Here is a 22795-nt window from a genome sequence, read left to right as displayed (position 1 = left end):
CCTGCCCGCCCACGACTGCCCGCCCACGACAGCCCGGAGCGCCCACCATGACCATCCTGACGCCCTTGGACTTCCCGGACCGGCTGGAGCTGGGTGAGGGTATCCGCTGGGTCGACGGCCGGCTCGTCTTCGTCGACATCCTCACCGGTCGCCTCCTGACACCTCACGGGGAGGGGGACGCGGCCGTGCTGAGGACCCTCGCCCGCCTGGAGGACCTACCCCTGGGCGCGGTGGCGCCGGTCGCCGAGCGCCCCGGCGTCTGGATCGCGGCGGCTGGTACGGGCATCTGCCTGCTGGGTCCCGGTACGGAGCCCGAGTGGCTGGCCACCCCCGAGGACGGCGCGGCGACGGCGATGCGCATGAACGACGGGAGTGCCGACCCGCACGGCCGGTTCTGGGCCGGGAGCATGGCGTACGACGGGACACCGGACGCGGGCTCGCTCCACCGGGTCCGCCCCGACGGCTCGGTCACCCGCGTGCTCGACGGCATCACGACTCCCAACGGCCCCGCGTTCGACCGGCAGGGCACCACGATGTACCTGGCGGACAGCGCGCGCGGCCTCGTGCGGCGGTTCCCCGTGGACCCGCGTGACGGCGGTCTCGGCGCACCCGAGGAATTCGCCCGGATCGAGGGGGGAAGCCCCGACGGGATGACCGTGGACGCCGCCGGCGCCCTCTGGACGGCCGTCTGGGGCGCCGCAGAGGTCCGCCGCTATCTGCCGGACGGGACGCTGGACACCGTTCTGCGCCTGCCCGTCGCCCAGCCCGCGGGCGTATGTCTGGGCGGGGACGACCGACGCACTCTCTTCGTCACCACGGCCCGGGTGGGGCTCTCCTCACCCGGACCGCTCGACGGAGCCGTCTTCCGGGCCCGGGTCGACGTACCGGGCCTTCCGACGGCCGCCTACCGGACCGCCGCGCGCTGAGTGAGCGTCAGTCTCCCGCGCGTGCGACCGATCCCAGTACGTCCTGCCCGCAGCGCACTTCCAGAACGACGGCGTCCGGGTCCGTGGGCAGCGCGCGGTCCAGGACCAGGGGTGCGCCCGCGGCGCAGGGTCCGAGACCGCGCGACTCGCGTACCCGGCCTTCCGTGTCCCGCAGCAGTATGTCGACCGGGCCCGCACCCATCGGCACACATGTTCCGGTCACCGATCCCCTCGTGTACGAGAGCGGCTCGCTCCACCAGGCGTCCCGGCCCACCGAGGCCACTGCACCGAGGCGCGGACCGAGCGAAACGGTGCAGTCCAGCTCGGTCGAATCACCGGGAGCCAGCTCCCGGTAGGGGCCGAGCACCTCGCACTCCACGACCCGGTGGCTCGGCCGCAACCCGCCGAGGTGCTCCAGGGGCTTCTCCAGCGGGTGCTCCATCCAGACCTCGGCCCGCGAACCTCCGTCCGTGTAAGGGGCGCTGGGGTCGACGGGGAAGCTGCAGGTCCAGGTCCCGGACGGGCCCACATGGGCGATCCACCCGGCCGCGTCCGGGAATCCGACCTTGCCGACCACGTCCTGCGCCGGGAGGTGCAGGACGCCCCCCACGCGCTCGACGTGCGGGCGCCCGGTGCCCGCGACCAGGTCGACCGATTCCGGGGCGCCCGAGCCGGCCGACCCCAGCCACACACCGTCGCCCGGCTGCCGGGACGGGTGCCCCGGCAACTGCGTGACGTTCCAGAGCGCCCAGCGGACGCTCTGTGCGCCTGTGTTGAGGGCCGCCAGCCACAGCCCGAAGTCGCTCCGGCCCGCTTCGAGAGCGATCCGCCGGGTGAGGCGGAGGCCGGTGCGCGGGTCGTCGGCACTGGTGAGGGTGATGACGGCGCGAGAGCCGTCGTCCGCCAGGTCCACTGCGCAGGCGTACGGCCCCGAGTCGAGGACGGGGTCCGGGGGACCCGCCCATTCCGCCGGTCCCGACCAGCCCTGCGGAGCCGGCCAGGTCTTGTCGCCTCCCCAGTTGTGCCAGGCGGACATCGGCCCGTCGTGCGGGCCGACGGTCCGCGGATCGCGCGCGTTCAGCTCCTGGTCGAGGAGGGCCGGGTTGCGGTGCAGGAACTCCTTCCCGTCGCGGACAGCCGACAGGATGCGACCGCCCAGGGTGGGCGCGATCAGCAGACGGATCAGGCCGTTGTCCACCTCCACGACCTCGTGCCCGGTGCGGGTCCGACGGACGGCGCGCACCGGGCCTCCGGCCGTGCGACGTGCGGGTGCGGATGTGCTGCTCACAGACGTTCTCCTGGGGAGACGGGGCCGGACGGCAACGGGGGGCCACTGCCGTCCGGTTCGTGCGGGGGAAGGACCGTGACGGGCCGGCCGGATCAGTCCTCGAAGACGAGGCAGACCTTGCCCGCCGCGCGGCCGGCCGCGGCCTCGTAGGCGCGCCCCGCCTGCGACAGCGGGAAGCGGTCACTGACCAGCCGCTCGGGGTGCAGCTCGCGCCGGGCCAGCATCTCGGCCAGCCGGGTCATGCCCTGGACGGAGGTGACCCAGGAGCCGGAGATCTGCACCTGCTTGTGGAGGACGTCGTCCGAGACGTCCAGTGTCATCTGCCCGCCCTCTCCTACGAGGGCCAGCCGGCCGCGCACCCGCAGGGCCTTGAGGGCGAGCGAGCGCGCCCCGGGGTGGCCGGAGCAGTCGACAGCCGCCTCGACACCGGTGCCGCCCGTCAGCTCGCGGATCCGCTGGAGAGGCTCGTCCGACGAGTCGAGCACCTCGTCGAACAGGCCGAGGCTACGGGCCCACTCCATGCGCTCCGGGACCACCTCGGCGCCGTATACGGTCGTCACGCCGAAGGCCCGGGCGACCAGGGCGGCGGCCGCGCCGACGGGACCGAGCCCGGTGACCAGCAGGCGGTCCGCGCCGCTCACCGCGATCCTGGAGAGCGCCTCGTAGACCGTGCCGATGCCACAGGCGATGAACGCGCCGTCGACGTATGTCAGCGGCTCGGGCAGCGGGACGCAGGTGTTCTCCTCGGCGAGCACATAGGGGGCGTGGCCGCCGTCGCGCTGCCACCCGTAGGCGGCACGGGACTCGGAGGTGCAGCCGATGAAGTACCCGCGGGCACACTCGTCGCACTGGCCGCAGCCGGAGATGTGGTAGACCGCCACCCGGTCACCGGGTGCGAGCCGCTTGCAGCCGGGGCCCACCTCGACGACCTCGCCCGCGGGCTCGTGGCCGGCCACCACGTTGTCGTACGCGGCACCGCCCTCGCCGATGTGCCCGTTGTAGATGTAGTGGATGTCGCTCCCGCAGACCCCCGAGGCCCGCGTGCGCAGGACGACCTGGCCGTGCCCGGCGCGGGGACGCGGGGTCTCGCGCAGGTCGACGGTGCCGTCGCCGGGAAGGAAGGCGCCGACCATCGTGGGGCCTTCAGCGGTGGCGGTGCCGGTGTGTGTGCTCATGATGTTCCTCGTTGCTTCCGTACTGCGTGCGGGGTGGCTCCCGGCGGACCGGGGGGCGGGTCAGGGCGACAGAAGGTCCTTTTGCGCGGTGGGTGCGGAGCCGCGGGTGCGCCGGGAACCAGGGTCCTCGGGCACGTCCAGATAGCGCCAGGTGAGCAGGGCGCCGACCAGGTACATGCCGATGTAGACGATGACGACGCCGGTGTGGCCCAGGAGCGGATCGACGACGGAGTACGTCAGTGGCCCGATGAAGGTGGAGAGGCCGGCGGCGAGGCTGTAGATGCCCATCGCGTTGCCCTTGTCCTCCTCGGGCACCAGGGAGGGCAGCAGGGCGGACAGCGGGATGTAACCCGCGAGCATGATGCCGTAGACGACCGTGGCCAGTAGTGCCACCGTGTAGTTGCCCGGGGCGAGTTGGGGGACCCAGTAGACGAGTGCCACACCGAGCGCGCAGCCGACTCCGCCCGCCCAGGCGATGGTGTCGCGCCAGCCGAGCCGGTCGCTGAGCTTGCCGAAGAACGGGTCGGCGAGGATGCCGATGACCCCCATGAAGGTGACCAGCGCCAGGTACTTCGACTCGCTGATGCCGATGTCGTCGGTGAAGAACGACGGCAGGAACACGAAGAACCCGAAGTACGGCGTCGTGTTGATCATCCGGACCACCGCGGCCACACCGATGCGCGGATGGCGCTTCAGGATGCTGACACCCCGCACGAGTTCACCGCGCACGGTGAAGCCAGGTGCCGAAGTGTCCACCATCGGGCGAGTGCCCCGGATCTCCCGTACGGCGAACGAACCGATCGCAGCGCCCACCACGACCAGCGCGAGGGAGAGCCAGAAGGTGGCGTAGGCGCCGAGCAGCGGGATGCTGACGGCAGCGATGGCGGAGCCGATGGTGGGCAGGCCGGCGCTGTAGGCGAACCAGAACCAGCCGGCGGCGGACCCGCGCAGCTCCTTGCGTGCGGTGAGCTGGATCCAGAGCAGGAAGGCGTAGGCGAAGAGCGGGTAGGCGATGCCCCGCAGCCCGTAGAAGACGTACACGAGCGTCTGGTTCTGGCTGGGGAGCGCCACCGTGAGGAAGAGGACCTCGAAGACGATCCAGAGCACCGCGCCTATCCGCATCACACGGCGCGGCCCCCACAGGTTGGAGAGCGCGCCGGAGAGCCATGAGCCGATCGCGACGAAGGCGCCGTAGACGCTGATGACGAGGCCGGCGCCGGAGGAGCTGAAGCCGCTGTCCCGCAGATACGGTTCGAGGTAGTTCGACTCGACCCCGTCGCCGATCATGAAGATCAGGACGGCGACATAACCCCACATGAGGGGTCGGGGGATACCCATGCGCTCCACCCATGGCAGCGCGCTGCGCGACACCGTCGGCGCACCGGGGGCTGTGCTCATCGAAGTTCCTTCCTGGGCCCGGTGGGGGCCGGGGGACGTGGTCGAAGCGGCAAGCGCAGTTATTAAATATGAATTATTCTGATGCTTCAATGGTGTCGCTGCTCACAGAGCTCTCCGGGTCCCGGGAGCCGGGCGCCCGGGACCGTTCCGACCAGGCATGGTGGGTCCCTGCAACACGCCGTGCGCCCGCCCGCACGGCTTCACCAGGACGAGGAGGCAGGCCATGGCGGCCTACGTCGGCAGGGGCATACACGGTCAGGTCGTGGAGGATCTGGGGTACCGGATCGTCTCGGGCCGGATCGCGCAAGGGGACACCATCGAGGTACGGTCCGTCGCCGAGGAGATGGACATCAGCCTCACCGTGATGCGGGAGTCGCTGAAGGTCCTCGCCGGCAAAGGACTCATCGACTCGCGTCAGAAGCGCGGCACCTTCGTCCAGCCGGACCGGGAGTGGAACTTCCTCGACGCCGACGTGATCCGCTGGCGGGTGGCGAGCGGCAACGGCGCGAAGCTGCTCGGTGACCTCGCCGAAGTGCGTGCCATCATCGAGCCGGCCGTGGCACGGCACGCCGCCGGGCGCAGGAGCGAGCGGGATCTCGGCGCTCTCGAGGAGGCGCTGGCGGCCATGAGCACGGCGCAGGGCGACGCCGACGTGGCGGCCGCCGCCGACACTGCCTTCCACCGCGCGCTCTTCCTGGCGACCGGGAACGACCTGCTGGCCCGGTTCGACCTGCTGCTGGAGCCCGGGCTACGGGAGCGCGACCGGCTCGTGCACACACACCGGCAGGACGACGATCCCGTGCCCAGTCACCGCGCGGTGCTGGACGCCGTCCGGGACCGCGACGAGGAAGGTGCGCACACCGCGATGATGGAGCTCCTCAGCAAGGCGACCGCTGACGCGGAGACCGTGACCGGAGTCTGAGGGCGGCGGGCGGCGCGCCCCGGAACTGGTTCAGACGCTCGGCACGGCGTCGCTTTCCTGCTGGAGGCGGATGTCCTGCCACATGGGGTGCTGCGGGGCGGCGTCGGAGCACACGACGGATCCGCGTGCTCCGGCCCGGGCCGCTTCGGTGACGGCGCGGCGGCAGAACGCGGCGCCGACCGGGCCCTCCTCGAAGGTGCCGTGCCGGGGTGTGTATCCGATCCAGCCTTCGCCGAAGACGAACGGCACACCCGTCTCGGCGGCCCATTCGGCGGCGGCCGCGATCCAGATGCTGAGCTTCGCTTCCATCCCGTAGCGGTGGACGGCGTAGCGGTGGCGTCGAGACCGGTGCCGAACAGCAGCAGCGGCAGGGCACAGATGCGGACGGTGTCGTATCCGCGCTCGACCGCTTCGGTGAAGGCGCGGTCGAGGTCGGCGAAGGGGTCGCCGGGGCCGGTGCGGGTGTACCAGCTGAAGTCCCACAGGGAGATGGTGAGGGCGGCGGGGAGATGAGCGGGCAGCGTGGTGGGCATGGTGGAACGCGCCTTCCGTGGTGATGTGCGGGGGAGTGGGGCGGTCAGCTCCTGACGGTGCCGGCGGAACGTACGGCGGCCTTGTGGACGGGTACCAAACGGGCCGCGTGCAGGGCAGCCGTCCCCTGGGCGGCGTCGAGTCCGGCGCGGACCGAGGCGTCGACGCACACCTTGCTGGCGCGGGGCCGGGGAAGCAGACGGATCTCGACGCCGTGCTCGACGGCCTCGCCGGCGAACCGCCGCAGGCCGATCTCCCATTCGGGGCCGTACCAGAACTGGTCGGCGACGAGCCGGCCGCCGATGTACGCGCGAGCGGCATCGCCCGTGAAGGAAAGGCGCAGCAGCACCTCGCCCTCGCCCTCGAAGACGTCCCGAGGCACGGAGATCCAATACACGGAAGCGGAGTCGAAGTCCTCATCCCCCGGAGCGGAGGCGCGGCTGTGCGAGCCACCGGCCCGCGCGGGCGGGGCTTCGGCGTCGGCCCGCACGCATGTCACCACGGGTGCGTACGTCTCCTGTGGGAGGCCGAGCGTCCACCGGGTGAAGGCGCCGTCGGGCTGAGGGGCGCCGAGGCCGGGCGCCGAGAGGGCGGCGGGTGCGGGCAGCAAGGCGAAGGAGGCTGAGGAAGAGGCTGTGTGCAGGCGCAGTTCGGGTCCGTCGGCCAGGACCAGTTCGTCGCTCAGGAGGAGACGGTCCTCGCCCCAGATCCGGACACGGTTCACGGTCAGGGCCTGCTCCTCGTCGAGCACGAGTACGCGCACGGGGCCGGCCGGGCCGTGGACCGTCAGCACGGTGTCCGTGCCGGGCTCCGGCACGGACACCAGAGTGGCATCCCCACCCGCCGTCACCTCGGCCGGGCCTTCGACCCGCAGCCCGGCGGGCAGGGCGAGGCTCACGGTGATTCCGGCGGTGGCGGCGAGCACGGTGAGGGGGACGCCGTCGATGTCGAAGCGGGTGACGGGCTGGGCGGTTGCCCAGTCCAGCCGGACTCCCCTGCCCAGGTCGTAGCCGATCGGCCAGACGAAGTGCGCCCCGGAGGGCACTGCCACCGGCAGCGAGGGGAGGGTGACGGTGCGTCCGTCGTCCAGCCCGACCTCGAAGCGGACCTGGTCGTGCTGCGGCAACGACTCGTGCGGCTGATGGTTGTTGACGAACAGGAAGCCTCGCTCACCGTCCGACCGGACGGCCCAGCGCAGGGTGGTCAGGTCGTCGAGCCCCTCCGGTTCGGCGTCGGGCAGTACCAGCGGCATTGCCGCCAGGTCGGCGCCGGAGTCCTGCAGGAAGAGGTGCTGGAGCCGCAGCGCGTGGAAGGACGGCCGCACCTGCCCGTACTCGCCGAGGGGAGCCTGGAAGTCGTAAGAGACCCTCGGCAGGTCGTTGGGGTAACCCGTCGCGTGGGACTCCTGGTTGGGGACCGTGTGGTCCAGACGCTGGGAGCAGCCGTGGTACAGGTAGTAGCCCTGCCAGACGGAGCCGCTGCCGAGTTTGGCGAGAGCCAGTGACGTGATGTCTTCGGCGGGCACCATGGGGCGGCGGTGGTAGGCGATGGCCATTCCGCCGCCCAGTTCGCAGGTGGCGTACGGGTATCGGCGGTCGTCCGGGCCGGTGCCGGTGGGTGCGGAGTTCCTGAGGTCGGCGCCGATGGCGTGGTCGTCGCGGATGGGCGTGAAGAAGTAGTGACGGCGCATGTCCCGAGTCCAGCCCTCGTGCGCGTCCTCCCAGAACGCCTCCGGGTAGCCGCCGTAGAGCGGCAGCACAACGTCCTCGGGGAGCTGCGCCGCGCCCCAGCCGGTCGCGGTCCACAGCGGGGCCCGGATACCGGCGTCCTCCGCCATGCTCCGCAGCGTCGAGAGGTGATCGGGCTGGTCGTACAGCTCGTTCTCGACCTGGACGGCGACGATCGGGCCGCCCTCGTCGTGCCCGAGGCCGCGCAGCTCGTGGGAGATCCGGGCGTAGTACGGCTCGACGAGCGCGAGGTAGGCCGGGTCATCGGTGCGCGGCGCGCAGTCGACGTCCTCCAGCCAGTCGGGGAAGCCGCCGTTGCGGCACTCGCCGTGCGACCAGGGGCCGATGCGCACCGCCACGGCCAGGCCGAGGTCCGCGCACAGCTCGACGAAGCGGCGTACGTCGAGGTTCCCGTCGAAGCGCAGCGTGCCGCGCCGGTCCTCGTGCTGGTTCCAGAAGAGATACGTCGCCACGAGGTCGATGCCGCCCGCGCGCATCTTCAGCAGCTCCTCGCGCCATTCGGCAGCCGGGTAGCGGCTGAAGTGGAACTCGCCCATGACAGGGATCCACGCCTTGCCGGCGCGGAGCACCTGGCGGCTGTCCACCGACACGGCCCGCGGAGTCCCTTGGGGGCTTCCCATCGGCAGGTGCCCGGAGAGCGGTGCGGACGGCTTTCGGGCATGCAACGACAACATGACAGGCGGCTCCTGCGTGCGCGGCTGGGTGAAGTGGGTTCATCGTCAGCGCGGACCAGCACCCTGTCAAGATGTATTCATAATTAATGACTAGCGCTTCGATTCGGTCGGCCGTCATGCGTAACAGTGCCCGGAATCCGCGTACTTCGGTCGCACCAGCAGTCTCCTCGTTCCGGTGAGGGCGGTCCTGCTCAGCCTCCCGGCCGAGTTCGGAGCGATCGTCCACGTGTTCCGGCACGGACACGCCGGCGGTGGCTGTCCCGGAGAGCGAATCGAGGGCGGTGGACCGACCGGTCGCACCGGCCCCCGGCTGTGAGACGGCCCATAGGTTCCAGATCACATACGAAGCGGCGTAGTAGGACGCCGCATCCAGGCTCGGCGCGCTTGAGCGCACGGGTCGGCACCTCGCACCCGTACTACGTAGTCACGTAGTAATGCCGGTCCTTGCCGGCATTCCGGCGTGCCGCTAACCATGGACCGAGTCCACGGGAGCCGAAGCCCCGGACCGGTCGAGCGCCGCACTGCGCACTTCCGCTTCGCCGCCCCCGCCCCGTGTGGCTGTCCCTCACAGCACCGCAAGGAGAGTGTTTTATCCGTACGCCATCTCAGTCCCTGACGCCCGCCGCCCGTACCGCCCGGATCCGCACGTTCTCCGTCTCCGGACTGTGCGCAGCTGGAGCCGCGGCAGCGGCCCTGACTCTCGTACCGTCCCCCGCACACGCCTCCGAGCCGGCCACGCCCGGCGTGGCCACGGCGGCCGGAGTCTCGGCAGCGGGAGTCTCCGCGCAGGCGGACGCCCTCGCCGACAAGGCCGGCGTGGCCGTCACGGAGCAGGACGACCTGGACAGCTGGATCCGGGAGTCCCTCAAGGTCATGGAGGCCAAGGGGATCCCGGGCTCTTATGAGGGCCTGCACCGCAACATCATGCGCGAGTCGGGCGGCGACCCCGAGGCGACCAACGGCTGGGACGTCAACGCGCAGAACGGGACGCCCTCGAAGGGCCTGCTGCAGGTGATCCAGCCGACCTTCGACGCCTACCACGTCGCCGGCACCCCGCAGGACCTGACCGACCCGGTCGCGAACATCACTGCTGCCGCCAACTACGCCGCGGACAAGTACGGCTCCATCGACAACGTCGACTCAGCTTACTGAGACGAGCCGTGACCGGCCGGCCGGAGCGTCACGCTGCGCCTTCGAGCAGAGAGATCTGCACGTGGACGCGCTTACCCACCGGGGCGCGGCGTACTTCGAGACTCCGGCAGACCGCGCGAACGATCTCCAGGCCGTGCTGCCCCGCACGCGCGGGGTCGGCCTGCGGGGTGGTGGGCAGTGCGGAGCCGGAGTCCCACATCGTGATGTCCAGCGTGCTGCCGTCCACCTCGAGATCCAGCAGGCACGGGCCCGGTGCGTACTTGCAGACGTTGGTGGCCAGCTCACTCACCACCAACTGCGCGGCCTCCAGTGCCCGCGCGGACACGTGCAGACCACGCAGAGACTGCGCCTCGGACAGGAACTCCCGGACGAAGCCCCGGGCATGGGCGATCACTCCCGAAGCCATGTCATACGCGGCGCTACACGTCACTACGCCCGTGGCGGTCCGCCGCCTGCCTTGTCCGGTTCCGCGTTTCGCCGCCAGCCGTTCCATGACACACACATCCCCCGTCAGACCAGCTGCACCACACAGCTCACATGCCACCCCGCCTACCCGCCATGACACATCTCAGGCAGGGCGGTTTCGCCCGGCCCTGGCCACGGTCCTGACGACCGCGCCGAAGCCGGGGTTCGGGGCGCTCGCCGACCAGCAGGCACACCGCACGTGCACCGCCGCTTCGCCACCGGCCACGACGTGCGCCGCATGCCGTACGTCAGCAGCCCACTGCTGTCCCGTGCGGTGGGTCCGGTCGTGATGATCGCCTTCGCCGCCCTGGATTTCCGGTTCCTGCGCCGCGCTGATGTCGGCGATCAGGACGGGGGTTGCGCTTTTTCAGCGCACGGGGTGCTGTATGGGTAACCTTGCCACCCCGTACCGTAACCCCCCCCATAATCAATGGCGGGGGCATTGAGCCCCTGTGATGGGTGGGGGTCGAAATGTTCGCAATCGCAGTATTTTTCGGGGTGTTGGGTCTCCTGGTGGCTTCCCTCGTCGTTGTCCCCCTGCGTCGGGGACGCGGTGGCACGGAAAACCATGACGGTCTCCTTCTCGAAGAGGAACGGCGAATTCAGGCGCGCGCCGATCGGGCAACCTATGGTTCCGGAGCAATGCATAACTCCATTCCCGGAGTTGAGCGGCAGCATCACGGATAGGTGAACTCAGTCCGGGCGGGAGCCGCATGTCGCGCCCGACCGGGCCTGCCGCCGGCGTCCGCGCCACGTGCGGGAACTCCGGGCGCGGGGGCGTGGGCAGCCGCTGACACGATGGGCCTGCGGCTTACCGGCCGGAGCCTGTTGACGCGGTAACGGCCCGACCGCAGGGGCCTGCCGCGCCCGCGTGCCCTGTGAGTCGATCACGGTCGCCCATCCGGCACACCGCGAGCGATGCGCGGCGCACCGGACGGCGCAGGTAACGGTGATCCCGTCCCACGACGCGCCCGCGGTGTGCGATGAGGTCCGCGCCGCCCCGCCGCCGCGCCCTCAGGCCCGGCCCCCCGCCTGTGTGAGCCGGCGCAGTGCGCGTACCAGCGCCTCGACACCCGTCTCGGCCTTGGACCGGGGGCACCCGACATTGAGCCGCACCCGCCCCGGGGAGCCGTAAGCCGCTCCCGGCATGACGGCCACCTTCTCCACCTCGACGAGCTCGCGCTGCAGCGCGTCGTCGTCCACCCCGAGCGGCCGCAGATCGATCCAGGCGAGGTACCCCGCCTGTGGGGGCTCCCAGCCGAGCTGCGGGAACTCACCACGGAGGCGGTCGGCGACCATCGCGAGATTCCCCGCGAGATACGCGCGCAAGGCGTCCAGCCAGGGCGCCCCCTCCCTGTACGCGGCGATGTGGCCGACCAGCGACAACACGGCAGGGGAGGACAGGCCGTCCGCCTCCTTGAGCTGCCGCAGGTAGGCGTCACGTGACGCAGGATCGCCGATGATTCCGTAACTACCGGTCAGAGCGGGGATGTTGAACGACTTGGACGCCGAGGTGACCACCGCCCACCGGCCCTCGCCGCCGAGCCCCGACCAGGGGCGGTGCATGTGCGGGGTGTGCGCCAGGTCGGAGTGGATCTCGTCGCTGATGACGGCCACACCGTGCCGTGCGCACAGACGTGCCATCCGGTCCAGCTCTCCCTCGGACCAGACCCTGCCCGTCGGATTGTGCGGCGAGCACAGCAGCAGCACGGCCGTGTCGGGCAGCGCCAGGAGTCGCTCCAGCTCCACCCAGTCGTCGAGCGGGCACTCCCGGAGCTGCCGCCCGTGGGCCGCCACGGTCTTGGGGAACGCGTCGTACATAGGAGTGTGGGTGACCACACCGTCACCGGGGCCCGACCAGAGCCGCAGCAGCTGTGACACCTGGTAGAGCACGGAGGGTGCGTAGACGATCGACTCGGGATCGACGGCCGTCGCGTGCCGCGTCGCGTACCAGTGGACGATCGCCGAGAGGAAGTCATCCTGTCGCCACCGCGAGTAGCCGAGCACACCGTGGTCCAGCCGGTCGCGCAGCGCGCTCATGATTTCCGGGGCGGTCTCGAAGTCCATGTCGGAAATCGTGAACGGCAGCAGATCCGGCACGCCGAAGCGGTCTTCGACGTAGTCCCACTGCGTGCACCAGGTGCCGTGCCGGTCCACCGGGGTGTCGAAACCGTAGGCGGGGGATGAGGGCGACATGGTCAGCCCACCGGGATCATGGCGGCGATGGCGTCCTTCACCGACTGGACCTGCGGCCCGATGACGACCTGCACGTTGTGGTCGTCGAGTTTGATCACGCCCACGGCGCCGAGCTTCTTCAGCCGTGCCTCGTCCACCTGTCCGGCGTCCTGCACCGTCATACGCAGACGGGTGATGCAGTTGTCCAGCGACCGGATGTTGTCGGCGCCCCCGATCGCCTCGAGGATGGCGACGGCGTCGTACTTCCCGGCCACCAGCTCACGCGCGGGCTCCTCGGCTCCGTGCGACGTGACGGGCTCACCGTCTTCATCCTCCTGTTCCTTGTCGCGGCCGGGAGTCCTGAGGTCGAAGCGGGTGATCGCCCAGCGGAACAGGCAGTAGTACACGGCGAACCACACAGCCGCGATCACCGGCACCAGGTACCACTTGGTCGACGAGCCCTGGAGGACGCCGAAGACCAGCCAGTCGATGACATTGCCGTCGGTGTTCCCGATGAAGACACCGAGCACGGCGGCCGTGAGGAAGCCGAGCCCGACCAGGACCGCGTGGATGGCGTACAGCCACGGTGCGACGAACAGGAACAGGAACTCCAGCGGTTCCGTGATGCCGCCGACCACGCAGGCCACCACACCGGACACCAGCAGGGCCTTGATCTCCGGGCGCATCTTCTTGTTCGCGCAGTGGTACATCGCGAGTGCCGCACCAGGAAGACCGCCCAGGTAGGACGCCATCTTGCCCTGCGAGAGGAAGTGCGTCGCGTCGGTGACGGCGGCGTTCGGCGCGCCCGCGCAGTCCAGGTGTGCGTAGAACATGTTCAGGGCCCCGGAGACGTTGTCCCCGCACACCGCCCCCGAACCGCCGACGTCGGTGAACCGGAACATGGCCACGAGGATGTGGTGCAGCCCGATCGGCCGCAGCAGTACCTCACCCATACCGAAGAAGAAGGGCCCGAAGACACCGGTGTGCCCGATGCCGCGGCCCACGGCGGTGATCCATCCGTTGAAGGCCGGCCACACCACGGGGATGAGCAGGCCGAGCACGCTCAGGAGGAGGGCGGAGATGATCGGTACGAAGCGCAGCCCGCCGAAGAAGGCCAGTGCATCGGGCATCCGCTGCGTACGAAAGCGCTGGTGGAGGAGGCTGACAACGATGCCAACGGCCACGGCTCCGAGGAGCCCCGTATCGATGGACTGCACGCCGAGCACGTCGGCTATGCCGTAGTGCGCGATCGCTTTCTCGTCCTCGAAGTCGACGCCCGTGGCGGTGAGGTAGAAGTTCACCGCGAGATTCATGGCGGCGAAGCCGACGAAACCCGAGAACGCGGCCACACCCTTGTCCTCGCGGGCGAGACCGAGCGGAATCGCCATCGCGAAGAGGACGGGCAGGAAGGTGAAGGCGACCAGACCTGTGTTGGCCATCCAGGTGAAGACGAGGTGGAAGCCCTCGGCCTTCAGGAAGGGCAGGTTGTCGGTGACGGCCTCGCTGGAGAGCGAGGAGCCGATGCCCAGCATGATGCCGCAGAAGGCGAGCAGGGCCACCGGGAGCATGAACGTCTTGCCGAGTCCCTGGAGGAATTCCCAGAGTGCGGCCTTGGTCTTCTGCATGTGTACGGAACTTTCGAGCCTGGGGGACGGACCCGGGCGCTCGCCGTGGCGATGCTGGGACCCACGGGTGATCGAGCGGTTCGAGCCTCGCGCGACCGCACCTGGGGATCGTCAGGTGCGCAACGCCAGACGGTGCCGTTCCGCCGCACGGATCACATCACAGCAGGTCGGCGGCTGTCTATGGGAGCCGGAGCATCAGTCTGTGGCGGGCACCGGGAGCGGGTGCGCGGAGTGAACCAGTTGTCGCGTGCCGTGACGTGCGCGTGCGTCCGCGTCGGGTGTTTGCCGCCGCGTCGGCGGGTAAGGGGCTCTGTGGTCGCCGAAGCCGACAATCTGATGGATAGTGCGCAAAGAGAGAAAAGCTACCGAATAAGGAGGTTCGATGTCCTCGAAACGACGTCGCAAGAAGAAAGCCCGGCGCAAGAACGGCGCGAACCACGGCAGTCGTCCCCAGACCTGAGGGCGCTCCGGCAAACCGGGGGGGGGCGTGCCGCCCCCTGGACGTGTTCCTGGCGGCCTGACCGCGCCGGCTCGCTTGTGCCGGCGCCGCCTGCCGATCGGGTGAGCAGCCGATTGCGGTGGGATCCGTCTGGCGCAATGCGCGTCCCCCGAATGCGTGGCTTGCTCCACCGGAGCGTCGGTCCCACTGCCGTCCGAGGAGAATGGCCGCCCCGGACAAGACCAGGGGCGGCCCTGCCCACGGCACGGCCGCCCCTGAGATTCGCCGTAGGCAACGAGGCGTACGGCGGTGCCGGGCCGCTGGCGCGACTACGGAACGGCCCAGGACAGATCGGGTCGGGTCAGATGTGCAGGGCGTCGATGAGTGCCTCGGTGACGTCCTCGGTGGACGAGGTTCCGCCCACGTCGCGGGTGAGGATCCCGGCCGCGGTCGTGGCCTCGATCGCCTTGTGCAGCCGGGCGGCCTGTTCCGGCAGGCCGAAGTGCTCCAGCATCAGGGCCGCGCTGCCGACAGCGCCGATCGGATTGGCCAGGCCCTGACCGGCGATGTCGGGCGCAGAGCCGTGCACGGGCTCGAACATGCTGGGGAAACGGCGCTCGGGGTTGAGGTTGGCGCTGGCGGCCAGGCCGAGACTGCCGGCCAGTGCGCTGCCGAGGTCGGACAGGATATCGGCGTTGAGGTTGGAGGCGACCACGACCGAGAGGTCTTCGGGGTGCAGGACGAACTTCGCCGACATGGCGTCGACGAGGACGGACTCCGTCTCCACGTCCGGGTAGTCCGCGGCGACGCGCTCGAAGACGTCGTCCCACAGAACCATGCCGTACTGCTGCGCGTTGCTCTTGGTGACACTGGAGACCTTGCGCCGGTCGCGGGTGCGGGCGAGGTCGAAGGCGAAGCGCATGATGCGCTCACATCCGACTTCGGTGAACAGGGCGGACTGGATGGCCACTTCGCCGCCCGGGCCACGGCCGGCGAGGTTGCGTCCGCCCAGGCCCGCGTATTCGCCTTCGCTGTTCTCGCGCACGACGACCCAGTCCAGGTCGGTGTCGTCCGCCTTACGCAGAGGACTCCGGACGCCCGGCAGGAAGTGGACAGGGCGGACATTGGCCCACTGGTCGAAGTTCTGGCAGATCTTCAGACGCAGTCCCCAGAGGCTGATGTGGTCGGGAACGGTGGGCCAGCCGACAGCACCGAAGTAGATGGCATCGAACTCCTTGAGGCGGTCGAGGCCGTCGTCGTCGATCATCTTGCCGGTCTTGGTGTAGTAGTCGCAGCCCCAGGGGAACTCCTCCCAGACGAAGGAGAACGCGCCGTCGGAGTCCTGAGCGACCGCGTCCAGGACAGTGCGTCCTGCCGCGACGACTTCCGCGCCGACGCCGTCGGCGGGGATGGCGGCGATCCTGAAGATCTGGGATGTGGTCACAAGGGCCTCCGGCGATGAACGGGCGCAGTGGGTGCTTGGTGGAACATCCACGAGTCAACACAGGGACCCCGCAGGTCGTCCAAGACCTGCTTTCGATACGACCCATAGGGTCTGCCGATCGGTGCGGCGGCAGGCAACGGCCCCCCGAAGGCCGAACCGGGCTGGACGGGTCACTTGATGACTGTTCAGGAGAAGTCGTCGCGGTTCCCGGCGGCTCGCTGCCTGGCCAGGGAGCCGGTGAGATCCAGGAACGAGCGGGCGGCGGGAGTCAGATGCGCGGGCAGGCTGATCATGGCGACGTGCAGGTGTGCGGTGGGCTCGATGGGTGCGACGGCGGCTCCGCACCGCCGGGCCAGTCTTGCCCAGGCCGCCGGGAGCACGGCGATGCCCAGGCCGGCCATCACGAGCGGGAGAATGGACGTGCGGTGGTCGACCACGGCGACGATGTCGGTGTCCGTGTCAGCGGCGGTGATGGCGTCGACGATGGTGCGCATGAGACTGCCACGACGTGAAGCGATGAGCTTGTGTCCCGCGAGGTCTTCCGGGCGAAGGGGTACCCCGTCCTGGATGTCCCCTCCGGCTGCGGAGACGGCGACGAAGGGCTGGGCCTCGACGGCCAGGACATCAATGCCCGGGGCGCTGACCGGACTGGCCGCCCCGAGCAGTCCGAGTTCGCAGGCGCCACTGCGGACGAGGCCGATCACCTCGGCAGGCGTGAACGCAGCCTGGGTGCTGACCGTCAGAGTGGGGTGCAGCTTGTGGAAACGCTGGATCAGGGTGGTCAGGGGCTCGATACCCGGCGAGGGCATGACGGCGACTTCGACGGACCCGCCGTGCAGGCCGGACAGACACGCCGCTTTCTCGCGCACGGCGTTCAGATCACGCAGGACCCGTCTGCTGGGCTCCAGGAGTTCCGCCCCGGCTTCGCTGAGCACCACGCCGCGGCCCAGCCGGTGGAAGAGGGGGACGCCGAGATCGGACTCCAGATTTGCCATCGCCTGCGACAACGAGGGCTGCGCGACATGAAGTACCGCGGCCGCCTTGCTGAAGCCCCCGTGTTCCACGATCGCGAGGAAATATTCGAGCTGCCGGGCGTCCATGGCCCCTCCCGACCCGTACGGACAAAACGGTAGCCGCAGCCTATCGGTCGGGTTGCGGCTCCAGCGGCCGCCGGGTACGGACGCCGCGAGCCCGGGCATCCGTACCCGGGGGCTCGGTCAGGGGTGCGACGACGGGGCGGCTTGCGGAGCGACAGGGGGGCCGGTGTCCGGATCGGGCCCCGGGCGGTCGGTCTCCGAAGCGGCTGCGGGTTCAGGCAGCACGGAGGTGGCGGCCGGATGCGCTGACGGCAGCGTCTCCACGATCTCGCCCGCCAGCACCTTTCGAGCGCGCGTCAGATCGAGATCGTTCTCCCACTTGGCGATGAAGAGCGTCGCGACGGCGTTGCCGTAGAAGTTGACCAGGGCGCGGCACTCGGACATGAACTTGTCGATCCCGAAGATGAGCATGATGCCCGCAGCGGGAACATGCCCGACCGTGGACAGGGTCGCGGTCAGGGCGATGAAGCCGCCGCCGGCGACGCCGGCCGCCCCCTTGGACGTCAGCAGCATGACGGCGAGCAGGCCGAGCTGCTGTCCTAGCGAGAGTACGGTGTCGGTGGCTTGAGCGATGTAGAGGCTGGCGAGGGAGAGGTAGATGGCGGCGCCGTCGAGGTTGAAGCTGTAACCGGTCGGCACCACCAGCCCCACCGTGGACCGCTCGACTCCCATGAACTGCAGTTTGCGCATGAGGCCAGGCAGGGCGGGTTCGGCCGTGGATGTGCCGAGGACCAGGAAGAACTCGTCCTTGAAGTAGCGGAAGAGCTGGAAGATGTTCAGCTTCACGTACGCGGCCAGGACCGACCCGAGCACCACGACGACGAAGAGGATCGATGTGACGTAGAAGAGGAGGATCAATGAGCCCAGGCTGGTCAGTGTGGACAGGCCGAACTTCCCGATGGCGTAGGCCATCGCACCGAACGCTCCCAGGGGTGCCGCCTTCATCACGAAGGCCAGTACCTTGAAAACCACCTCGGTCAAGCGGTTGACGCCGGCGACCAGGGGTTCCCCTGCCTTGCCGACCGACTTGACGGCGACACCGAAGATCACCGCGAGGAAGATGACCTGGAGGATGTCGCCCTCGACGAAGGCCCCGAAGAAGCTGTGGGGGACCAGATCGGTGAGAAATTCCCACCACTGCTGGTGCTCACCCTCCTTGACGTACTGGCCGGCGTCCCCGGAGGTGGTCAGCTGGGACGGATCCGCGTGGACCCCGTCTCCCAGGCGGAAGACATTGATCGCGATGAGGCCGGTGACCAGAGCAGCGATGGTGCCGACCTGGAAGTAGGTCAGTGCCTTCAGGCCGGTGAGGCCGACCTTCTTCAGGTCAGCGACTCCGGCGACGCCGCTGATGATGGTCAGAAAGACGATCGGCCCGATCAGCATCTTCATCGCCGCGATGAAGGTGGTGCCGATCGGCTCCATCGAGGTGGCCAGATCAGGCGACTGCCACCCCAGCAGGACGCCGATGACGATCGCGACCAGCACCTGTATGTACAACTGCCTGTACCAGGGCTTGGCCTGACCCCCCACGGTGTTCGTTGCGGCTCCGTGCTGGGTGTGCGTCATTGCAACCTCCATGCGGGTGTCGAAGAGGCCCGCCTGCACACGAGGGCACGACGACAGTGCCGTACTGTGCGGTGCGCTCGCGGGTGCCGGCCCGGCTGATACCTGCGGGTCACCGAGGCCCGTTCGGCGTCCCGCTCACTAGCAGGACAGTGAAGCCGGTCGCACGGGGAGGGTCTACGACCAAAAATCGATGCCCCGCATAGGCCACACCTATGGAAGGCGCCGCAGTGGAGTGCCCTCGGTCCGGGACAGCCCTGCGGCGGACGCGCGGAGGGAGATGCTCCGACGGGCCGTCGCGGCAGGCGTGGAGGCCGCACCCGGTCAAGGGAAGAGGAGGCCACGCCCCGCCGGATCGGAGGTGTCCTCGACCTCTGTTGGCAAGAGGGGGCGTCGTGTGCGTCAGGCCGGTTCGGAGGTGTCCCTGACCGGCGTGTCCTCGACGCGGGAGCCGGGGGCTCCGCGGCCGGGGGCGGCCGGGCTGTGGGCATGCTGCGGCGGTGCCTCGTCGTCACCGGCACCGACGCCCGCCGGCGGGGTGCGCAGGACCAGCAGGGCGACGTCGTCGCCGCTGGGGTCGATGCGGCTCAGAAGTGCGTCGAGAAAATCCTCGATGTCGCGGCGGGCCAGGGCCGCGGCATGCCGACGAAGCGTGGCGAGGCCGACTTCGATGTCACGGGTGCGGCTCTCGACGAGCCCGTCGGTGTAGAGCACAAGAGTCGACCGGGGCGGGAGATCCGCGTAGGCGTCGGGCCATCCCAGCCCCATGTGCAGGGCCGAGCTGAGACCGAGGAGCGGGCCGTGACCGCCTTCAAGGAACCGCGTGTGCCCGTCGGCGGTGATCAGTAACGGCGGGGGGTGGCCGGCGTTGACCCAGTGGAGTTGCCAGGGCCCGCCCTCCTCGCCCTCGATACGCGCGAAGACGCAGGTGGCCATGGGGGCATCACTCGTATGGGTCATGGCCTCGTCCAGACGGGCAATGATCAGGCTGGGGGGCTCTCTCCGGTCCCAGGCCAGGGCGCGCAGCATGTTGCGGACCTCGGCCATATGGGCGGCGGCCTTGAGGTCGTGGCCGACGACATCCCCGATGACCATCGTCAGGACGCCGTCGTCGAGGAGGAAGGAGTCGTACCAGTCCCCGCCGATCTCCGCGGCACTTTCGGCGGGGAGGTAGCGGGCCGCCAGTTCCAGGTGGTCGACCTGCGGAAGGGGAGTGAGCAGCTGGCGCTGCATCGTCTCGGCGACGTGACGCTGCTGCTCGAAGAGCTCTGCGGCTTCCATGACGAGGCCGGCGCGGCGCGCGATGTCGGAAAGTACGAAAACCTCGGCCTCGGTGTAGGAGGCGTCCGGCGCGACGCGTGCCACGGTCAGTGTGCCGTAGACCTGCCGCCGGGTGTGCAGGGGTACCACGACGGCGCAGGTGCCTCCCAGCCGGTCGAACAGCTCCCGGTGGGCCGACGCGAGCGGGCTGTCCGGCGGCGCCGCGAGGGCGGCCGCGTCCAGAACGACGGGCTCGGCGCTTCGCAGCGCCTGCGTGACCGGTGAGCGGGCTGACTCGGGCACGGGCGGCAACGGCCCCGTGAGCGCTTCCGCAGCCCGGTCCGCACCGGGGGCGCGGACAGCGACGCGCTGCATCTCGCCGGGCTGCCCCTTCGTACGGACGTCGATCACCGCCCAGTCACCCATGTCGGGTACGAGCAGTCCGGCCAGCCTGTTCAGCATCTCCGGCGTCTCCGGGGTGGAGATCAGGACCGTCGAGACCTCCGCCACCATCGTCAGCCGTGCGGTGAGTCCCTCCAGAGCGGCGAGGTGGGCCGCGGTCTGTTCGGCGGCGTCATGGTGCAGGCTGAAATCGTGGAAGACGATCACAGCGCCTTCCCTGTGCCCCGCGTGCCGCAACGGGGTGGCCGCCCAGATGACCGGCACCAGGGTGCCGTCACCACGAAGGAGAAACTCATCGCTTCCCTCGGCCGGTCTTCCGTCCTCCAGCACGGTCAGCAGATCGCACTCACTCCGAGGGACTGTGGCGCCGTCCCGTCGGCGGTGCAGCAGATCATGTATGTCGTGACCGAGCATCTGCTCCTGGGGACGGCCGAGAAGCTGTACCGCGCGTGGATTGCACGCGGCGACCCGGCCGATGGTGTCGGTGAGGAACACCCCCGCCCCCAGACTGTCGAACACCGCGCGCATGAAACTGATCCCCAGCAGCCCCTCCGCGGACCTCATCGAGCGGCCCTACTCGTCCTCGGGCAGGCCTCTTCGCCCGTGCTCGCAGGCATCACGCCTTCCGTGCCGCCCGGCGGCCGGAGCCGCACGGGCGGCTCCTGGTCCGCCGCGGGCGTCGCGGTCTGGGAGTTCATGCGCTCAGGCCTTCCGCTTCGTGGTCGGAACCGGGTCCGGTCCGCGCGGCGCAGAGGCCGGGCGGATGCGCGCACCACAGCATCTGCTCATCATTCATCCGGCACGCCCGTTCCGCCGCTCGGAGAGAGCCCGCCGCGGTCGGACGCGGGGCCCGGCCGGTCGGGTCAGGGGACGTGTGAGCCGGCAGCAGGTCGAGGCCATTGCGGCAGCACTGGACCGGGAGGTTCCCTTCGCCGAGATCAGACGCCAGGAGTCCCACGCACAGCGAGGTCGTCAGGCCGTATCTGCGCGAGCCCTCTGTTCTACCTGCCGATCGGGGGGCCGGGTGGCGTCGACGATGTACACATCGCGGGGGCGGAAGCTCATGAGGCGACCCTTTCCGCCGTGCGGACCGGAGCGGCCGTCCTCTCCACGACCTCGGCGGCACTCACCCCGGGGGCGGTCTCCACCAGTACCAGGCCGTCGTCGGTCACGTCGAGCACGGCGAGATCCGTGATGATGCGGTGGACGCACGCCTTGCCGGTCAGGGGCAGGGTGCACTCCTCGACGATCTTCGGGCTGCCGTCCTTGGCGGTGTGCGTCATGGTCACGATGACGCGGCGGGCCCCGTGCACGAGGTCCATGGCTCCGCCGATGCCGGTCACCATCTTCCCCGGCACCGCCCAGTTGGCGAGGTCGCCCCGGGCCGAGACCTCCATCGCCCCGAGCACGGCGGCGTCGATATGACCGCCGCGGATCATGCCGAAGGAGAGCGCCGAGTCGAAGAACGAGGCGCCCGGCCGGACGGTCACCGTCTCCTTGCCCGCGTTGATCAGATCGGGGTCGACGTCCTCGTCGTACGGGAAGGCGCCGGTGCCCAGGATGCCGTTCTCGGACTCCAGGACGACGTGCACGCCCTCCGGCAGGTGGTTCGGAATCAGCGTCGGCAGTCCGATACCGAGGTTGACGTACTCGCCGTCACGCAGCTCCGCGGCCGCCCTGGCGGCCATCTCGTTCCGGTTCCAGGCCACTAGTTCCGTGCCTCCCCTTCCGTGATCGTCCGCTTCTCGACCTTCTTGTCCACGGCCTGCCCGGGGGTCAGTGCGACCACCCGCTGCACGAAGATGCCTGGCAGGTGCACATGGTCCGGGTCGATCGCGCCCGGCTCGACCAGCTCCTCGACCTCCGCGACGGTGATGCGGCCGGCCATGGCGGCGAGCGGATTGAAGTTGCGTGCGGACTTGTTGAAGACCAGGTTGCCGTGCCGGTCACCCTTCGCCGCCCTGACGAGGGCGAAGTCGGTGCGGATGCTGTGCTCGAGGACGTACTCGGTGCCGCCGAAGTCGCGTACTTCCTTGGCCGGAGAGGCCGCGGCCACGCCGCCCTCACCGTCGTAGCGCCAGGGCAGACCGCCGTCGGCTACCTGCGTGCCCACTCCGGCGGGCGTGTAGAACGCGGGTATCCCGGCTCCGCCCGCCCGAAGCCGCTCGGCCAGGGTGCCCTGCGGGATCAGTTCGAGCTCCAGCTCACCCGCGAGGTACTGCCGGGCGAACTCCTTGTTACCGCCGATGTACGAGCCGGTCACCCGGCTGATCCGGCCGGCGGAGAGCAGCACCGCGAGACCGGAATCCATGGCTCCGCAGTTGTTGGATACGACATCGAGTCCGCTGACGCCGCTCGCGTACAGGGCGTCGATCAGCACGTTCGGCACACCACTGAGGCCGAAGCCTCCCACTGCCACCGAGGCACCGTCCGGCATGTCGGCGACGGCCGACACCGCTGAGGCGACCACCTTGTCCATGGAACCGCCCATCCGCTAGTGTTCGCATG

Annotated in this window: 19 protein-coding genes and 1 pseudogene; 5 read left to right on the top strand and 15 right to left on the bottom strand. The window is 69.8% G+C overall.

What is annotated here, in order from left to right; translation table 11 throughout:
- Window positions 1-47: 47 nt before the first annotated feature.
- Window positions 48-926, top strand: a complete 879-nt coding sequence (locus ACWD04_RS07530; protein ID WP_451129125.1) for an SMP-30/gluconolactonase/LRE family protein — start codon at window positions 48-50, stop codon at window positions 924-926.
- 7 nt (window positions 927-933) lie between these two features.
- Here ACWD04_RS07530 and ACWD04_RS07525 read toward each other — a convergent pair whose 3' ends face one another.
- The 3 genes from ACWD04_RS07525 to ACWD04_RS07515 all read right to left on the bottom strand — a co-directional run bounded on the left by ACWD04_RS07525 (window position 934) and on the right by ACWD04_RS07515 (window position 4787).
- Window positions 934-2214, bottom strand: a complete 1281-nt coding sequence (locus tag ACWD04_RS07525; protein WP_451129123.1) for a DUF4380 domain-containing protein — start codon at window positions 2212-2214, stop codon at window positions 934-936.
- A gap of 92 nt (window positions 2215-2306) precedes the next feature.
- A complete protein-coding gene (locus ACWD04_RS07520; RefSeq protein ID WP_451129121.1) occupies window positions 2307-3389 on the bottom strand; it encodes a zinc-dependent alcohol dehydrogenase family protein in 1083 nt (360 codons plus the stop codon).
- A 60-nt stretch (window positions 3390-3449) separates the two neighbouring features.
- Window positions 3450-4787: an MFS transporter gene (locus ACWD04_RS07515; protein ID WP_451129119.1), complete on the bottom strand. Its 1338-nt coding sequence runs from the start codon at window positions 4785-4787 to the stop codon at window positions 3450-3452.
- A gap of 223 nt (window positions 4788-5010) precedes the next feature.
- On the opposite strand from ACWD04_RS07515, the gene ACWD04_RS07510 reads away from it, so the two are divergent.
- Window positions 5011-5709 carry a FadR/GntR family transcriptional regulator gene (locus ACWD04_RS07510; protein WP_451129117.1) on the top strand — a complete coding sequence of 233 codons (699 nt, stop codon included), beginning with the start codon at window positions 5011-5013 and terminating at the stop codon, window positions 5707-5709.
- 30 nt (window positions 5710-5739) lie between these two features.
- Here the strand turns inward: ACWD04_RS07510 and ACWD04_RS07505 are convergent, their stop codons facing one another.
- The 3 genes and pseudogenes from ACWD04_RS07505 to ACWD04_RS07495 form a co-directional block, all read right to left on the bottom strand.
- On the bottom strand, window positions 5740-6018 hold the full coding sequence (locus ACWD04_RS07505) for a hypothetical protein (RefSeq protein WP_451129252.1): 279 nt from the start codon (window positions 6016-6018) through the stop codon (window positions 5740-5742).
- 107 nt (window positions 6019-6125) lie between these two features.
- Window positions 6126-6242 (bottom strand): annotated as a pseudogene (locus ACWD04_RS07500) (hypothetical protein); the annotation flags it as partial.
- A gap of 44 nt (window positions 6243-6286) precedes the next feature.
- Window positions 6287-8662, bottom strand: a complete 2376-nt coding sequence (locus ACWD04_RS07495; protein ID WP_451129115.1) for a beta-galactosidase — start codon at window positions 8660-8662, stop codon at window positions 6287-6289.
- A gap of 612 nt (window positions 8663-9274) precedes the next feature.
- On the opposite strand from ACWD04_RS07495, the gene ACWD04_RS07490 reads away from it, so the two are divergent.
- Entirely contained in the window at window positions 9275-9814 is a 540-nt protein-coding gene (locus ACWD04_RS07490; RefSeq protein ID WP_451129244.1) for a transglycosylase SLT domain-containing protein, read from the top strand.
- Window positions 9815-9842: 28 nt separating this feature from the next.
- Here the strand turns inward: ACWD04_RS07490 and ACWD04_RS07485 are convergent, their stop codons facing one another.
- Complete coding sequence (locus ACWD04_RS07485; protein ID WP_451129113.1) at window positions 9843-10307, bottom strand: ATP-binding protein; 465 nt, start codon at window positions 10305-10307, stop codon at window positions 9843-9845.
- A gap of 171 nt (window positions 10308-10478) precedes the next feature.
- Here ACWD04_RS07485 and ACWD04_RS07480 point away from each other — a divergent pair, with 171 nt between their 5' ends.
- On the top strand, window positions 10479-10673 hold the full coding sequence (locus tag ACWD04_RS07480) for a hypothetical protein (RefSeq protein WP_451129111.1): 195 nt from the start codon (window positions 10479-10481) through the stop codon (window positions 10671-10673).
- A gap of 620 nt (window positions 10674-11293) precedes the next feature.
- On the opposite strand, the gene ACWD04_RS07475 is transcribed toward ACWD04_RS07480, so the two are convergent.
- Together ACWD04_RS07475 and malX are read right to left on the bottom strand one after the other, a co-directional pair.
- Entirely contained in the window at window positions 11294-12475 is a 1182-nt protein-coding gene (locus ACWD04_RS07475) for a MalY/PatB family protein (protein ID WP_451129109.1), read from the bottom strand.
- Between the two features lie 2 nt (window positions 12476-12477).
- A complete protein-coding gene (malX, locus tag ACWD04_RS07470; protein ID WP_451129107.1) occupies window positions 12478-14079 on the bottom strand; it encodes a maltose/glucose-specific PTS transporter subunit IIBC in 1602 nt (533 codons plus the stop codon).
- Window positions 14080-14461: 382 nt separating this feature from the next.
- Between malX and ACWD04_RS07465 the strand changes: the two genes are divergently transcribed.
- Window positions 14462-14539, top strand: coding sequence for a 50S ribosomal protein bL37 (locus ACWD04_RS07465; protein WP_371604899.1), 78 nt, complete (start codon window positions 14462-14464; stop codon window positions 14537-14539).
- 340 nt (window positions 14540-14879) lie between these two features.
- Here the strand turns inward: ACWD04_RS07465 and ACWD04_RS07460 are convergent, their stop codons facing one another.
- The 6 genes from ACWD04_RS07460 to ACWD04_RS07435 all read right to left on the bottom strand — a co-directional run bounded on the left by ACWD04_RS07460 (window position 14880) and on the right by ACWD04_RS07435 (window position 22766).
- The gene (locus ACWD04_RS07460) at window positions 14880-15962 is read right to left on the bottom strand and encodes a tartrate dehydrogenase (RefSeq protein ID WP_451129105.1); all 1083 of its coding nucleotides are present in this window, start codon (window positions 15960-15962) and stop codon (window positions 14880-14882) included.
- 185 nt (window positions 15963-16147) lie between these two features.
- Window positions 16148-17062 carry a LysR family transcriptional regulator gene (locus ACWD04_RS07455; protein ID WP_451129103.1) on the bottom strand — a complete coding sequence of 305 codons (915 nt, stop codon included), beginning with the start codon at window positions 17060-17062 and terminating at the stop codon, window positions 16148-16150.
- Window positions 17063-17179: 117 nt separating this feature from the next.
- Window positions 17180-18628 carry a C4-dicarboxylate transporter DctA gene (dctA, locus tag ACWD04_RS07450; protein WP_451129101.1) on the bottom strand — a complete coding sequence of 483 codons (1449 nt, stop codon included), beginning with the start codon at window positions 18626-18628 and terminating at the stop codon, window positions 17180-17182.
- Between the two features lie 399 nt (window positions 18629-19027).
- Complete coding sequence (locus ACWD04_RS07445; RefSeq protein WP_451129099.1) at window positions 19028-20851, bottom strand: SpoIIE family protein phosphatase; 1824 nt, start codon at window positions 20849-20851, stop codon at window positions 19028-19030.
- 497 nt (window positions 20852-21348) lie between these two features.
- A complete protein-coding gene (locus ACWD04_RS07440) occupies window positions 21349-21996 on the bottom strand; it encodes a CoA transferase subunit B (RefSeq protein WP_451129097.1) in 648 nt (215 codons plus the stop codon).
- Window positions 21996-22766: a CoA transferase subunit A gene (locus ACWD04_RS07435; RefSeq protein WP_451129095.1), complete on the bottom strand. Its 771-nt coding sequence runs from the start codon at window positions 22764-22766 to the stop codon at window positions 21996-21998. Before ACWD04_RS07435 ends, ACWD04_RS07440 begins: the two co-directional genes overlap by 1 nt.
- Between the last annotated feature and the right edge of the window lie 29 nt (window positions 22767-22795).

Source organism: Streptomyces sp. NPDC002911 (assembly GCF_053591835.1).
The sequence above is the reverse complement of the archived record's forward strand: the minus strand, read 5'-3'. Positions and strand labels throughout refer to the sequence as shown.